Here is a 13,807-nt window from a genome sequence, read left to right as displayed (position 1 = left end):
CCTGCTTGCTGACGGGACTGTTGCTGGCCGCGTGCGCCACGCGTCCGGCATCGCCTGCGGTCGTGCTGCCTTCGCTGCGCCTGGCACCGGCAGCGCTGGGCCAGAAGGTCGCGTTGCAGCAACGCCTCGTGTTCCGTTTCGGCGAACACGTGCGGGAGCTCGACGCATTGCTGGAAGTCGACGCCGACGCCGTGCGTTTGGCCGTGCAGGCCATGGGCCGTACCGGCGTCCGCCTGCAATGGGACGGCACGACCTTGTCCGAAGAACGTGCGGCGTGGCTGCCTGCGGCGGTGCGGGGTGAACGCGTGCTCGACGACGTGCAGTTCAGCCTGTGGCCCGCGGACGCCGTGCGCGCCGCCTTGCCCGTGGGCTGGGAACTGGTCGAGTCCGGCGACAAGCGCGAACTGCGCAAGGATGGCCACGCATGGCTGGTGCGGGAGCGCGTGGATGCGACCACGTTGCGGGTTCACAACAAGGCGGACGGCTATCATCTGACGATTGAATCGACGGCCGGCGGAGCCCCGATCCCGTGAGCGGCGACGCGCTCTTCCTGAACGATCTCGGGCTGGTATGCGCACTCGGCGCAGACAAGGCGTCGGTGCGCGATGCCTTGTTTCGCGACGATGCTCCCTCGGGCGTGAGACAGAACGACACCCTGGTGCCTGGCCATCGCCTCGCGATGGGTACGGTGACCACCGCGCTGCCCGCGCTCGACCACCATCCGGTGCAGCTCCGCGGGCGGAACAACGCACTGCTGCGCGCCGCCTACCTGCAGATCCACGACCAGGTGCAGCAGGCGATCGAACGCCATGGGCCTGCACGCGTGGCCATCGTGGTCGGCACCAGCACCTCGGGCATAGGCGAGGCGGAGCAGGCGATGGTGCATTGGCATCGTCATCGACAGTGGCCCGAGGGGTTCCACTACGTGCAACAGGAGATCGGTGCGCCTTCGCGTTTTCTCGCAGCCGAATCGGGTGCGCGCGGACCGGCCTGGACGATCTCCACCGCGTGTTCGTCCAGCGCCAAGGCAATGGCATCCGCGGCACGGCTGCTGCGTGCCGGGCTGGTGGACGCCGTCATCACGGGTGGCGCGGATTCACTGTGCCAGTTCACGGTGCGCGGCTTCATGGCGCTGGAATCGGTGTCGGCCGAGCGATGCAATCCGTTCTCGGCGCACCGCCGCGGCATCAACATCGGCGAGGGTGCCGCCCTTTTCCTGATGACACGCTCGCCCGGGCCGGTGCGGCTGGCGGGGTGGGGTGAAACCTCAGACGCCCACCACATCTCCGCGCCCGAGCCGCAGGGCATCGGCGCCATCGACGCCATTGGCCAGGCGCTCGCGCGGGCCAAACTGTCGCCGGGGCAGATCGACTACGTGAACCTGCACGGCACGGCCACGCCGCAGAACGATGCGATGGAAAGCCGCGCGGTGGCGTCTGCACTGGGGTCCGAGGTGCCGGTGAGCTCCACCAAGCCACTGACGGGCCACACGCTCGGCGCCGCGGGTGCCGTCGAAGCCGGCCTGTGCTGGCTGGCAATGGTCGACAACCCGCAGCGCCGGTTGCCACCGCACTGGTGGGATGGCGTGCCGGATCCGGCCTTGCCGCCCTTGTCCTTCGCGCGGCCCGGAAGCACTGCCGACGGCCCGCTGCGCCATGTGCTGAGCCAGTCGTTCGCATTCGGTGGCAGCAATGCGGTGCTGGTATTCGGAGCTGAGTGAATGGGTGAGTTGTACGACATCGAACGTGTGGTGCCGCACCGGGGAACGATGCGGCTGGTCGATCGCCTCGTTGCCTGGGGCGAAGACAGCGTGGCAGTGGAAGTGCGCGTGCCCGATGAAGGACCGTTCTGCCATGCGGAAGGCGTCCCCGCCTGGGTGGGGGTCGAATACATGGCGCAGGCCATCGCCGCGTGGGCGGGCTGCCACGCCCGCGCCTCCGGCCGCGAGCCGTCGATCGGCTTCCTGCTGGGCACGCGCCGCTACGAAAGCCGGGTTTCGTGGTTCCGCACGGGCGCATTGCTTCGGGTAGAGGCAACGCGCGAGCTGCTGGGCGACAATGGGCTTGGAATGTTCAGCTGCCGCATCCTGGGGGACGGCGAAGAACTGGCAACTGCCAACGTGTCCGTGTTCGAACCGCCGGACGCGATGGCCTATCTGGAGACGACGCAGCAATGAGGGGAGACACCACCACCGGCGACAGCACGCCCGGGGAGCGCACCGTTCTGGTCACCGGTGGGAGCCGGGGCATCGGCCGGGCCATCGCGCTGCGTCTTGCGCAGGATGGTTTCGACATCGTCGTGCATTGCCGCAGCCGGATGGAAGAAGCCGAGGCTGTCGCTGGCCAGATCCGCGACCTGGGCCGCGGAGCCCGCGTGCTGGCATTCGACGTGGCCGACCGCAGTGCCGCCGCGGAGGCACTGGAGGCCGACATCGGAGGGCACGGCGCTTACCATGGCGTCGTCTGCAACGCCGGCATCGCACGCGACACCGCGTTCCCGGCGATGAGTGGCGACGACTGGGATGCCGTGTTGCGCACCAACCTCGATGGTTTCTACAACGTGCTCAACCCGCTGGTCATGCCGATGGTGCGCCGGCGCAAGCCGGGGCGCATCGTGACGCTGTCGTCGGTGTCCGGCCTGGTCGGCAATCGTGGCCAGGTCAACTACAGCGCGGCCAAGGCCGGCATCATCGGCGCCACCAAGGCGTTGGCACTGGAGCTGGCCAGCCGCGAGATCACCGTCAACTGCGTGGCGCCGGGCCTGATCGACACCGAGATGGTGAGTGGCGAGGTGGTGGATGAAGCGTTGAAGATGATCCCCATGAAGCGCGTCGGGCGGCCGGAGGAAGTCGCCGCCGTGGTCGCGTTCCTGATGTCGCCACAGGCGTCGTACGTCACCCGGCAGGTGATCTCGGTCAATGGAGGGCTGGTCGGATGAGTCGCAGCGATCGACGCGTGGTGGTCACCGGCGCGGGCACGATCAGCCCGCTCGGCCACGATTGGGCCAGCGTGCACCTGCGCCTGCGCGAATGCCGCAACGCCGTGCGCCACATGCAGGACTGGGACAAGTACGAAGGCCTCAACACGCGACTGGCCGCGCCCGCCGAACCGTTCGAGTTGCCGGCGCACTACAACCGAAAGACCACGCGCAGCATGGGCCGGGTGGCCGTGATGGCCGTGCGCGCCACCGAGATGGCGCTGGAGCAGGCGGGTCTGCTCGGCCACCCCGTCCTGAAAAGCGGGAAGGTGGGCGTCTCGTACGGCTCCTCCGCGGGAAGCCACGAAGCCATCGGCGACTTCGGCCGCATGCTCAATGCGTACACCACCGAAGGCATCAACGCGACGACCTACCTGAAGATGATGAGCCACACCGCGCCGGTGAACATCGGGGTGTTCTTCGGATTGACCGGCCGCGTCTACACCACGTCCAGCGCCTGCACGTCCGGCAGCCAGGGCGTGGGCTGTGCCTACGAAGCCGTGCGCAGCGGCAAACAGGTCGCGATGATCGGCGGTGGCGCGGAGCAACTGGATGCCACGGCGGCGGCGGTGTTCGATACGTTGTTCGCCACCAGCGTGCGCAACCATGAGCCCGAGCGGACGCCACGTCCGTTCGATGCCAACCGCGATGGCCTGGTGCTGGGCGAGGGCGCCTGCACGCTGGTGCTGGAGGAGCTGGAGCACGCGCAGGCGCGCGGCGCGACCATCCTGGCCGAAGTCGTCGGCTATGGCACCAACAGCGACGGCCAGCATGTCACCCAGCCCAGCGCGGACACGATGGCGCAGGCCATGTGCCTGGCGCTGGAAGATGCAGGGCTGGAGCCGGACGCGATCGGTTACGTCAACGCGCACGGTACGGCCACCGACCATGGCGACATCGCCGAGACCACGGCCACGGCGGCAGTGTTCGGCAGCCGCATGCCGATCAGTTCGCTGAAGAGCTACGTCGGCCACACGCTCGGGGCATGCGGCGCCTACGAGGCCTGGATCACGCTGGAGATGATGCGCGAGGGCTGGTTCGCCCCCACGCTCAACCTGGAGGAGCGCGATCCCCGCTGCGCGGATCTGGACTACATCATCGGCGAAGGCCGCGAACTGCAGACCGACTACGTGATGAACAACAACTTCGCTTTCGGCGGCATCAACACGTCGCTGATCTTCAAGCGTTGGAAAGACTGACGTCAGACATCCACAGGGGGATAGATGAAGAAGCGTTCCGTTTCGTTGCTGTTGGCGCTCGTGCTGTCAGCCGTCAGCCTGCCGGCGATGGCCGGCAAGCAGGATCCGATGGTCGTGCCGGCGTACGAGCGGGTGGAGTCCACCACCGGCATTCCGCCGAGTGCGGCACGCATCAAGGCGGCCATCATCCACGCGGGCAAGACACGTGGCTGGGCCGTCGTGGACAGTGAACCCGGCCGGGTGACGTTGCGTTACGCGCCACGCACGCATGAGGTCGTGGTGGCGGTGCGCTACGACGCCAACGGCTTCAAGATCGAGTACGTCTCCAGCAGGGAGATGAACTACGAGATCAAGCGCGGTGCGCCGCGGATCCATGGAAACTACAACCGCTGGATCCGCAACCTTGCGCTCGACATCCAGAACTCCCCGGTATTCCACCAGCAGGATGGGGTGGACGCTGCCGCGGACGCCGCGCCGGTGGCCACGCCGTGATCCGCAGTCCATGGCGCCTGCTCTTCGCACTGTGCCTGGCCATGCCCGCACTATCCGCGGTGGCCGACGACGTGATCCGCACCAGTCCCAGGATCGCACTGCGCGATGGCTATGCCGGGTATCCGGAGTTCATGAAGCAATGCGACTGGACGGCCGAGCTTCCCGCGCATCTGGTCGATTACTCGCGTGGCCTGGTGGAACTGACAGACCAGGATATCGAGGCGCTACCGGGCCGCACCCTGCGCATCCGCATCATGAACATGCGCAGTGCCGACGGTGGCGGGTTCTCCGGTCCCAAGTGGGCGATGATCCGAGCGGAACTGTTCCAGGACGGCAAGCTGATAGGGCAGTACCAGCCCTACCGGCAGACGATGACGCTGTTCCGGGGTGGCTGCTCGTCGTTGAGCAAGATCAGCGATGCGCTGGCGGCCGACACGGCGGCATGGCTGCGCCGCGGCGATTTCCGGATCCTGTTCGCAGACGAGCAGGCCGGGATCGAGACCGGGCCCGAGGAAGAGGTGCCACCGATCCAGTGACGAGATGCGCCACGACTGGCGGTGCTGCGTTCGGCAGGCCTGCACGGCCTCCCCACGCCCGCCTCGGCATGCTTGACCATCACGGTGGCCCCGCCACCCTTTCCCCCGAAGGAGCCTGACCATGAAACGACTTCTGACTGCATCCCTGCTGACCTTGCTGGCCGTGCCGCAGGCATTCGCTGCCGACACCCGCCTCGAGCTTCCGTTGCGCGAACTGATCGACTCGCCACAGGCGAAGGCGGCGGGCATCGACGGCAGCGTGCGTTTCTTCCTGGCCGGCGAGAAGACACCGGCGGTGGTGACGCGGATGGGCGAGGACGTCACCAACAAGAAGACCAACGGCGTGGGCAAATCGGACGTGGAGTCCTGCAACTGGGTGGCGCTGTCCGCACTCAAGGCGCTGCAGGAAGGCGCCAAGGATCGCGGGGCGAATGCCGTGATCAACATCACCAGCTATTTCAAGAAGAACGAGTTCCGCAGCGCTACCAACTACGAGTGCTACGCGGGCAACATCATGAGCGGCGTTGCCTTGAAGGGCACCTACGTCACCGTCAAGTAAACGCGCGGTACCGGTGACGGCACGGCCACCCGCAGGTGGCCGTGTGCGTTTCAGTCGACGGGAAGCCGGACACGGCGCAGCCGCAGTGCATTGCCGACCACCGACGCCGAGCTCAGGCTCATCGCCAGTGCCGCCAGCATCGGCGACAGCAGCGGGCCGCCGAACAGGCCCAGCAGGCCGGCGGCGACCGGTACGCCCAATGCGTTGTAGGCGAAAGCGAAGGCCAGGTTCTGCCGCATGTTGCGTACCGTCGCTTCCGACAGCGCCTTGGCGCGTGCGATGCCGCGCAGGTCGCCCTTCACCAGCGTCACCTGCGCGCTGGACATCGCCACGTCCGTGCCCGTGCCCATCGCGATGCCGACATCCGCTGCCGCGAGGGCAGGCGCATCGTTGATGCCATCCCCGGCCATCGCCACGTGGCGGCCCTCCTGCTTCAGACGCGCCACCAGTGCGGCCTTGTCGGCAGGACGCACGTCACCGTGGACTTCGTCGATACCGAGGCGCGCGGCGACCGCCCGCGCGGTGCGCTCGCCATCGCCGGTGGCCATGACGATGCGGAGCCCGCCGTCACGCAAGGCGCGCAGGGCGTCCGGCGTACTGGCCTTGATGGGATCGGCCACCGCGATGCTGCCGGCGGGCGCGCCATCGACCGCGAGGAACATCACGCTGCCGCCTTCCTCGCGGAGGCGATCGGCATGTTCCCGCAGGGCATCGAGGGATACGCCTTCTTCCTGCATCAGCACGGCATTGCCGAAAGCGACGCGATGGCCGTCGACCATGCCGCGGACACCGATGCCGCTGCTGGATTCGAAATCCTGCGCGGACGCGAGCGCCAGCCCACGCTGGCGCGCTTCCTGCACCACGGCCTGCGCCAACGGATGCTCGCTGCCGGCATCCAGGCTGGCAGCCAGCCGCAGCGCCGCGTTCTCGTCGAACGGGGCCAGCGCATGCACTGCCTGGAAGGCGGGACGGCCTTCCGTCAGGGTGCCGGTCTTGTCCACGATCAGGGTGTCGACCTTGCGCAGGGTTTCGATGGCCTCCGCGTCGCGGAACAGCACGCCGGCCTGTGCCGCACGCCCGCTGGCCACCATCACCGACATCGGCGTGGCCAGCCCCAATGCACAGGGGCAGGCGATGATCAGCACCGATACGGCGTTGAGGACACCGTACGTCCATGACGGATCCGGGCCGAACAGACCCCAGCCCAGCAACGTCGCCAGTGCGGCAGCGAGCACGGCGAGCACGAACCAGAACGACACCCGGTCTGCCAGCCGCTGCATGGGTGCGCGGGTGCGCTGCGCCTGCGCGACCAGCTGCACGATCTGGGCAAGCACGCTGTCGCTGCCGACCTTTTCGGCACGTATCACCAGGCTGCCCGCACCGTTGAGGGTGGCGCCGATCACGCGGTCGCCCGGCACACGCTCCACCGGCATCGGTTCGCCGGTCAGCATGGATTCGTCGATGTGCGTGCGGCCTTCCAGCACCACGCCATCCACCGGGACCTTCTCGCCCGGCCGCACGCGCAGCCGGTCACCGACGTGCACGTGCGAGAGGTCGATGTCTTCCTCATCGCCATCGTCGCGCAGGCGGCGTGCGGTCTTCGGCGCGAGGCCCAGCAGGGCGCGTATTGCGGCGGAGGTCTGCGAACGCGCCTTCAGTTCCAGCAACTGGCCGAGCAGGGTGAGCGACACGATCACCGCCGCCGCTTCGAAGTAGACACCGACGTGGCCATGGTCGCGGAACGAGGGCGGGAACAGCTGCGGCGCCAGCACGGCGACCACGCTGTAACCGTAGGCTGCGGCCACGCCGGTACCGATCAGCGTCCACATGTTGGGGCTGCGATGCCGGATCGATTGCGCCCAGCGCTGGAAGAACGGCCAGGCGGCCCACAGCACGACCGGCGTGCTGAGCGCGAATTCCAGCCAGGTGCGCACGGTGGGCGGGATGACGTCCAGGTACATGCCGCCCATGGCCAGCAGCAGCGTGGCCGTGCTGAAGGGCAGCGTCCACCAGAAGCGCCGCCGGAAATCGGTCAACTCCGGATTCTCTTCCTCGTCCAGCGAGGGCAGCATGGGTTCCAGCGCCATGCCACAGAGCGGACACGTGCCCGGGCCGTCCTGCACGATCTCCGGATGCATGGGGCAGGTGTACTGCGTGCCCGCAGGTACCGGCGCGGCATCAGTGGCCGGATGCAGATAGCGTTCGGGATCGGCGACGAACTTCGTGCGGCAACCCGCGGAACAGAAATGGTAGGCCTGGCCTGCATGCTCCGCATGGTGCGAGGTGGTGAGCGGATCGACCTTCATGCCGCAGACCGGATCGGTGGCGTGCGTGTCGTCGTTGGCGCGCGCCGTGGTATGGCCGCTGCAGCACGCGTGTTTCGCCGCGTGTTCCGCCGGAGGGTGGTCATGCGTGTGCGGTGCGGGGCTCATGCCTCGCCTCCCAGCGCCGTGAGGATCGGGCACTGGTCCAGCGCGCCATGCCCCGGACATGCATCGACCAACTGGCGCAACCCGTCACGCACGCGCGTCAGCTCCGCCAGACGTTGTTCCACTTCGACCAGCTTGTCGGTGGCGGCGGAACGGATGGCCGCCATGTCGCCGTCGTGGGCGCTGCTGAGGGCCAGCAGTTCGCGGATCTCCTCGAGCGTGAAGCCGAGCGCCTTCGCGCGGCGGATGAAATTCAGCCGCAGCACATCGTCCGCTTCGTAATGCCGGTAGCCGCTGGCACTGCGCGTGGGAGGGGGCAGCAAGCACTGCTTTTCGTAGTAGCGCACGGTGTCGATGGGGACGCCGGTGCGGCGGGACAATTGTCCGATGTTCATGCGGGAACTCCTCGAAGTGCCTGCAGTCTGCACCCTGGAGTACGCTCCAGAGTCAAGGGGTGGGGCGGCGTCCATGCCGTCCCCCTCGGTTCATGGCGAATGCGTGGCGTAGGGCGTGGTGCTGCCGTCGCGGTGCAGTGCCAGCACGGTGTAGGCCGGTGCGTCGACGCCTTCCACCTCCATCCCCGGCGAGCCCATCGGCATGCCGGGCAGCACGAGGCCACGGATGGCCGGCTTCTCGCGCAGCAGGCGCCGGACGTCCGATGCCGGCACATGGCCCTCGACCACATAGCCCTCGATGTCGGCGGTGTGGCAGGACGCATGCTCTGGCACGATGCCCAGTCGTTCCTTCACCGGACTCATGGCGTCCTCCACACGGTCGTCCACGTCGAAGCGTTCCTTGCGCAGGTGTTCGACCCACAGATGGCAGCAGCCGCAGTAGGCATCGCGATGGACGATGATCTTCGGCATCGCGGCCACCGCGGTCTTCTGCTGCGTTGCTGGCGCAGCCGTCGCCGCGAGGGCGCTGTCCACCGGCGCCGGCACCGCCTGCGTGCAGGCGGCGAGGGTGGTGGCGAGCAGCAGGATGGAGGCGAGGCGGGGCAGGGGCGTGCGGTAATTCATGAAGTCCTCCATCAGAACCAGACCCGGACGCCCGCGACGACGCGGGTATCGCGCGTGGCTTCGTCCTCGGCGCGGCGCAGATCGGCGGTGTCGCCCACGGCGCGTTCGTGCACCACGCCGATGTAGGGCGCGAAACGGCGCGTCACTTCGTAGCGCAGGCGCAGACCCGCTTCGATGCCGGAGATGCCGCGTCCGACGCCGTAATCGGGATCATCCTTCGCTGCGATGTCCACTTCCACCAGCGGCTGCAGGATCAGGCGGTTGGTGATGCGCAGCGTGTATTCGGCCTCGAGGTTTGCGGCGACCTGGCCGCCCTCACCGACATAGGCCGTGGCCGACACCTCGAAACGGTACGGTGCCATGCCCTGCACGCCGAACGCTGCCCAGCTGCGTGCATCGCCGGGCTTGAAGTCGTGCTTCACGCCGGCCACCACGTCCCACCACGGCGAGACGCTGCGGCCGTACAGCACTTCCAGATCGGCACTCTCGGTGTGGCCTCCCATGCGCTCGCCCTCGCTGCGCAGCCACAGGCGGTCGGTATCGGTGCCGAACCACGCGCTGCCTTCCCAGGCCTGGCCGGTGCCTTCGTCCGCATCCCAGGCTTCCAGCCGGTTGAAGGTCACCTTGTGGTTGAACGCCGGCGCATGCTGCATGGCGTGGTGGTCGATGGCCGGAAACGCTGCGGCCATGTCGTCCGCAGTGATCGCGGGAATCGGTTCGCGCGGCGCAGCGGTGATCGCCGCCGATGCTGCCTGGGACATGGCGCCGTGATCGTGATGCGCGTGGTCGTCCTGCTTCGGTGTCTCCTGCGTCGCAGGCTGTGAATGGTCGTGATGCTGCGCCATGGCAGGCGCCGCCACGCCCAGCATGACGGCAACGAAGGAGGCGAGGCGGAGCGGGGCAGGGATGAGGAAGGTCTTCATGCCTCGATCCTCACTTCGCGCATCATCCCGGCTTCCATGTGGTACAGCAGGTGGCAGTGGAAGGCCCACCGTCCCAGCGCATCGGCGCGGACGCGATAGCTGCGCCGCGTGCCGGGCGGCATGTCGATGGTGTGCTTGCGCAGCTGGAATGCGCCGTCCGCATCCTCCAGGTCGCTCCAGACGCCGTGCAGGTGGATGGGGTGCTGCATCATCGTGTCGTTGACCAGCACGATGCGCATGCGCTCGCCGTACTTGAGTCGCAACGGGTCGGCGCTGGCGAACGGGATGCCGTCGAACGACCAGGCGAACTTCTCCATGTGGCCGGTGAGATGCAGTTCCACGGTGCGGCCCGGGTCACGGCCATCCGGATCGTCGAAGAGGCTGCGCATCGCGCCGTAGATCAGCACCTGGCGTCCGTTGTCGCGCAGGCCGATGCCGGGATCGTCGAGTTTCGGTTCGCTTGCGGAGGACTGCATGTCGACCAGCGGGTTGCCCGCTTCGCTGGCGGGATGATTCGGCGCGTTCGACGTTGCGCCGTGTGCGCTGTGGTCCATCGCGCCCATGTTCGCGCCGCAGCCGCCTTCTCCCATCATCGCGCCGCATCCGCCTTCCATGCCTTTCTGCGTGCCATGGCCGCCCATGTCGTGGCCCATGTCGGCCATGGTCAGCAGGGGGCGCGGATCGCGGGACGGAATCGGCGCCTCCAGCCCGTCGCGGACGGCCAGCGTGCCGCGTGCATGGCCGGTGCGGCCCATGTCCTGCGCGAAGATGGTGAAGGCGTCCTGGCCCGTCGGTTCGACGATCACATCGAACGTTTCCGCCACCGCGATGCGGAACTCGTCCACGCTCACCGGATGGATGTACTGGCCGTCGGCAGCGACGACGGTCATCTTCAGGCCCGGGATGCGGATATCGAAGTAGGTCATCGCGCTGCCGTTGATGAAGCGCAGCAGTACCTTCTCGCCCGGCTTGAACAGGCCGGTCCAGTTGCCGGCAGGCGCCGCACCATTCAACAGATAGGTATAGGTGTGCGCGTTGATGTCGGAGATGTCGGTGGGCGTCATCCGCATGCGCCCCCACATGCCGCGATCCTCGACCGTCTCCGCCAGTCCGTCGCGCTTCGCGTCGCGCACGAAGTCCACCAGCGTGCGCTGGTAGTAGTTGTCGTGCTCCGGCATCTTCTTCATGCGCCGGTACAGGGCAGCCGGATCCAGGTCCGTCCAGTCCGAGAGCAGCACGACGTGTTCGCGGTCGTGGTGGTAGGGCGGCGGATCGCGCGGGTCGATGATCAACGCGCCGTACAGGCCGGCCTGTTCCTGGAACAGCGAATGGCTGTGGTACCAGTAGGTGCCGGACTGCTTCAGCTGGAAGCGGTACTGGAACGTTTCGCCCGGCGCGATGCCGTTGAAGCTCAGGCCCGGCACGCCGTCCATGTTCGACGGCAGCAGGATGCCGTGCCAGTGGATCGAGGTCATGTCGCGCAGGCGGTTGCTGACGCGCACGGTGACCGTGTCGCCTTCGCGCCAGCGCAGCGTGGGGGCGGGCAGGCTGTTGTTGACGGTGATCGCGGGCCGCATGCGGCCGGTGATGTCGACCGGCATCGCGCCGATGCTCAGCGCGAAGTCGGTACCGGTGACGAGCGCCGCACCGCCGCGACGTGCGGGCGTGCCGGCCGAGGCGGGCATGCGCGCCAGGCCGAGGCCCAGCGCGACGCTGCCGGTCGCCAGGCCGGTGACGAACTGGCGGCGTGTGGGTCGGAACGCGCCCAGGCGTCCCGGTGTGGATTCATCGTGATTCATTGCAAGCATCCTGTGCATCGTCGGCGCGACCGACCGCTGTGGCGGTGGCGTCCGTCGTGGTCGTGGATCCGGCGCGCGACACGCGCCACCGGCCCTGCGGAAAGCCGCGGGAATGCGGCGTCAGGCCGCCAGGATGGGAGGTCGGTGACGGTGCGACAGGCGTACGGATGCGTGGGCATCGGCACGGTAGGCGGGAGCTTCTGCCTGCGGATACGGGAGTGCCCCGAGCGGGGTCAGCCAGGTCAGTGCAGGCGCGTGCTGGGCACAGAAGCCGTCGCAGCTCCCTGCCTTGCAGCATTCGGGCAGGCCGGCGTCGGCGTCGTGGTGACCGGAAGAAGCGTCGCCGTCCACCGGCATCGCCATGTCCATGCCCTCGTGGCACGGTGGCGTGTCCTTGTCCTCGGCAGCCTGGACGGCGGCCGGCACGTCGCCCATCGCCATGCGCGTGGCGGCATGCGCGTACGCCGTGCCGTTGAGCAGCAACGCCAGGCAGAGCAGGGCACGGAGCAGGGGGGCGAACCGGGACATACCCGCATGATACGTCATGACCCGTGCACGTACCTTTCCGTAGGGTGAGCTGCGCGCCGTCCCCGGTCGGCCCGCGCCACGATCGGGCAACGACACGTTATCCTTGTCGCGCAATTCAGGCATTGGGCAGCGTGGCATCCGCATGGCAGGCACGGTAACGATGGACAAGGTGCCGACAGGCGTTCCCGCAGCACAACCGCAGGATGTTTCGCGTGCACGCATCATCGTCGCCGACGTGGGCGGCACGTATGCCCGCCTCGGCTGGATCGACGCCGACGGCAGCAACGACATCCACGATTACCGTCGCTACGCCTGCGCTGAGCATCCGGATCTCGCCTCCATCCTGCACGACTATGCGGCCGGCACGCCGTGCCATGGCGCGGTCGTGGCCATCGCCGGTGTGCTGGAGGGCGACCGTCTGATCAATTCGAACCTGCCGTGGGCGGTGTCGGTGGAACAGACGCGCGTGGGTGCCGGCCTGGCCTGGGTGCAGCTGATCAACGATTTCGAAGCCGTGGCCAATGCGGTGCCGACGCTCGCGCCGGACACGCTGTCGCCGCTGACACCGCTGATGGCATCTGGAACGTCGTCGCCGGCGCTGGTGATCGGCCCGGGCACCGGGCTGGGGGCTGCGGTCTGGATCGAAGGCCAGCCGCCACGGGTGTTGCCGACGGAAGTCGGCCAGGCGTCGCTGGCGGCCGGCAACGCGCTGGAGCTGGACATCGTGCGCAGGCTGTTAAGGGACCGTCCGTACCTGCACAACGAGCACGTGCTGTCTGGGCCTGGCCTGATGAATCTGTACCGGTGCCTGTGCGAACTCCGCGACGCGACGCCGGTGCATGCGGATGCCGGCGCGCTGGTCGCGGCCGCGGAATCGGATGCGTTGGCAAGGGAAACGCTGGAGACGTTCTGTGGGTGGCTGGGCAGCGTGGTCGGCGATCTGGCGATCATCTTCGGTGCCCGGGTCGTGTATCTGGCAGGCGGCGTGACCGCGCACATTCCGCAGTTCCTGCACGACGGGCGCTTCCTGCAGCGGTACCTCAACAAGGGCGTGATGACCGAGCAGCTGGAACGGGTGCCGGTATGGCGGGTGGAGCATGGGCAGCTGGGGCTGCTTGGGGCTGTGGCTTGGTATAGGCAGAACCGCTCGGATATCTGATGGGCTCTGCGCGTTGTCTTTGACATAATAGGCATTATGCGAAATAGCCTATGGGCCGAGTTGGGCTGGTGGATGCGCCTGCTGGGCTGGTGTTGAGCGCACCTGATTGTCCCCAACGCCCGCGCCAACCCTCCCCATTAGCCGCACTCTGATGTCCCCAGTTTCAACGGCCGCAGTCGTGTTTCCCC

The 13,807-nt window shown here is 67.8% G+C and carries 15 protein-coding genes; 9 read left to right on the top strand and 6 right to left on the bottom strand.

Going from position 1 to position 13,807, the window contains the following annotated elements:
- Positions 1-5 precede the first annotated feature (5 nt).
- From ACIPRS_RS15440 to ACIPRS_RS15405, 8 genes are all read left to right on the top strand, one after another.
- Positions 6-533 carry a DUF3261 domain-containing protein gene (locus tag ACIPRS_RS15440; protein ID WP_446539191.1) on the top strand — a complete coding sequence of 176 codons (528 nt, stop codon included), beginning with the start codon at positions 6-8 and terminating at the stop codon, positions 531-533.
- Complete coding sequence (locus ACIPRS_RS15435) at positions 530-1,720, top strand: beta-ketoacyl-ACP synthase (RefSeq protein ID WP_446539190.1); 1,191 nt, start codon at positions 530-532, stop codon at positions 1,718-1,720. Before ACIPRS_RS15440 ends, ACIPRS_RS15435 begins: the two co-directional genes overlap by 4 nt.
- Complete coding sequence (locus tag ACIPRS_RS15430) at positions 1,721-2,176, top strand: ApeP family dehydratase (RefSeq protein WP_446539189.1); 456 nt, start codon at positions 1,721-1,723, stop codon at positions 2,174-2,176.
- A complete protein-coding gene (gene fabG / locus ACIPRS_RS15425) occupies positions 2,173-2,937 on the top strand; it encodes a 3-oxoacyl-ACP reductase FabG (protein ID WP_446539188.1) in 765 nt (254 codons plus the stop codon). The genes ACIPRS_RS15430 and fabG overlap by 4 nt, the downstream gene beginning before the upstream one ends.
- Complete coding sequence (locus tag ACIPRS_RS15420) at positions 2,934-4,175, top strand: beta-ketoacyl-ACP synthase (RefSeq protein WP_446539187.1); 1,242 nt, start codon at positions 2,934-2,936, stop codon at positions 4,173-4,175. Before fabG ends, ACIPRS_RS15420 begins: the two co-directional genes overlap by 4 nt.
- 24 nt (positions 4,176-4,199) lie before the next feature.
- Entirely contained in the window at positions 4,200-4,667 is a 468-nt protein-coding gene (locus tag ACIPRS_RS15415; RefSeq protein ID WP_446539186.1) for a hypothetical protein, read from the top strand.
- Positions 4,668-4,708: 41 nt separating this feature from the next.
- Positions 4,709-5,203, top strand: coding sequence for a hypothetical protein (locus ACIPRS_RS15410; protein WP_446539185.1), 495 nt, complete (start codon positions 4,709-4,711; stop codon positions 5,201-5,203).
- A 121-nt stretch (positions 5,204-5,324) separates the two neighbouring features.
- Entirely contained in the window at positions 5,325-5,762 is a 438-nt protein-coding gene (locus ACIPRS_RS15405) for an excinuclease ATPase subunit (protein ID WP_337731996.1), read from the top strand.
- Positions 5,763-5,812: 50 nt separating this feature from the next.
- Here ACIPRS_RS15405 and ACIPRS_RS15400 read toward each other — a convergent pair whose 3' ends face one another.
- The 6 genes from ACIPRS_RS15400 to ACIPRS_RS15375 form a co-directional block, all read right to left on the bottom strand.
- Positions 5,813-8,194, bottom strand: coding sequence for a heavy metal translocating P-type ATPase (locus ACIPRS_RS15400; protein WP_446539184.1), 2,382 nt, complete (start codon positions 8,192-8,194; stop codon positions 5,813-5,815).
- Positions 8,191-8,586 (bottom strand): heavy metal-responsive transcriptional regulator, encoded by a 396-nt coding sequence (locus tag ACIPRS_RS15395; RefSeq protein WP_446539183.1) that lies wholly within the window; start codon positions 8,584-8,586, stop codon positions 8,191-8,193. The genes ACIPRS_RS15400 and ACIPRS_RS15395 overlap by 4 nt, the downstream gene beginning before the upstream one ends.
- Before the next feature lie 90 nt (positions 8,587-8,676).
- Positions 8,677-9,210 (bottom strand): DUF411 domain-containing protein, encoded by a 534-nt coding sequence (locus ACIPRS_RS15390; protein ID WP_446539182.1) that lies wholly within the window; start codon positions 9,208-9,210, stop codon positions 8,677-8,679.
- A gap of 11 nt (positions 9,211-9,221) precedes the next feature.
- Positions 9,222-10,202, bottom strand: a complete 981-nt coding sequence (locus tag ACIPRS_RS15385) for a copper resistance protein B (protein ID WP_446539181.1) — start codon at positions 10,200-10,202, stop codon at positions 9,222-9,224.
- On the bottom strand, positions 10,130-11,932 hold the full coding sequence (locus ACIPRS_RS15380) for a copper resistance system multicopper oxidase (protein WP_446539180.1): 1,803 nt from the start codon (positions 11,930-11,932) through the stop codon (positions 10,130-10,132). The genes ACIPRS_RS15385 and ACIPRS_RS15380 overlap by 73 nt, the downstream gene beginning before the upstream one ends.
- Before the next feature lie 120 nt (positions 11,933-12,052).
- Positions 12,053-12,460 carry a CopL family metal-binding regulatory protein gene (locus ACIPRS_RS15375; RefSeq protein WP_446539179.1) on the bottom strand — a complete coding sequence of 136 codons (408 nt, stop codon included), beginning with the start codon at positions 12,458-12,460 and terminating at the stop codon, positions 12,053-12,055.
- A 142-nt stretch (positions 12,461-12,602) separates the two neighbouring features.
- Here ACIPRS_RS15375 and ACIPRS_RS15370 point away from each other — a divergent pair, with 142 nt between their 5' ends.
- On the top strand, positions 12,603-13,619 hold the full coding sequence (locus tag ACIPRS_RS15370) for a glucokinase (RefSeq protein ID WP_446539178.1): 1,017 nt from the start codon (positions 12,603-12,605) through the stop codon (positions 13,617-13,619).
- Positions 13,620-13,807 lie beyond the last annotated feature (188 nt).

It is taken from the genome of Pseudoxanthomonas sp. LARHCG66 (genome assembly GCF_052871755.1).
This window is presented reverse-complemented; position numbering and strand designations above follow the sequence as displayed.

Bases quoted from the DNA above. Each gene is read 5' to 3' on its own strand.
- ACIPRS_RS15400 (WP_446539184.1), bottom strand. From the start codon at position 8,194: ATGAGCCCCGCACCGCACACGCATGACCACCCTCCGGCGGAACACGCG.
- fabG (WP_446539188.1), top strand. From the start codon at position 2,173: ATGAGGGGAGACACCACCACCGGCGACAGCACGCCCGGGGAGCGCACC.
- ACIPRS_RS15430 (WP_446539189.1), top strand. From the start codon at position 1,721: ATGGGTGAGTTGTACGACATCGAACGTGTGGTGCCGCACCGGGGAACG.
- ACIPRS_RS15420 (WP_446539187.1), top strand. From the start codon at position 2,934: ATGAGTCGCAGCGATCGACGCGTGGTGGTCACCGGCGCGGGCACGATC.
- ACIPRS_RS15380 (WP_446539180.1), bottom strand. From the start codon at position 11,932: ATGAATCACGATGAATCCACACCGGGACGCCTGGGCGCGTTCCGACCC.
- ACIPRS_RS15390 (WP_446539182.1), bottom strand. From the start codon at position 9,210: ATGAATTACCGCACGCCCCTGCCCCGCCTCGCCTCCATCCTGCTGCTC.
- ACIPRS_RS15410 (WP_446539185.1), top strand. From the start codon at position 4,709: ATGCCCGCACTATCCGCGGTGGCCGACGACGTGATCCGCACCAGTCCC.
- ACIPRS_RS15395 (WP_446539183.1), bottom strand. From the start codon at position 8,586: ATGAACATCGGACAATTGTCCCGCCGCACCGGCGTCCCCATCGACACC.
- ACIPRS_RS15415 (WP_446539186.1), top strand. From the start codon at position 4,200: ATGAAGAAGCGTTCCGTTTCGTTGCTGTTGGCGCTCGTGCTGTCAGCC.
- ACIPRS_RS15405 (WP_337731996.1), top strand. From the start codon at position 5,325: ATGAAACGACTTCTGACTGCATCCCTGCTGACCTTGCTGGCCGTGCCG.
- ACIPRS_RS15375 (WP_446539179.1), bottom strand. From the start codon at position 12,460: ATGTCCCGGTTCGCCCCCCTGCTCCGTGCCCTGCTCTGCCTGGCGTTG.
- ACIPRS_RS15370 (WP_446539178.1), top strand. From the start codon at position 12,603: ATGGCAGGCACGGTAACGATGGACAAGGTGCCGACAGGCGTTCCCGCA.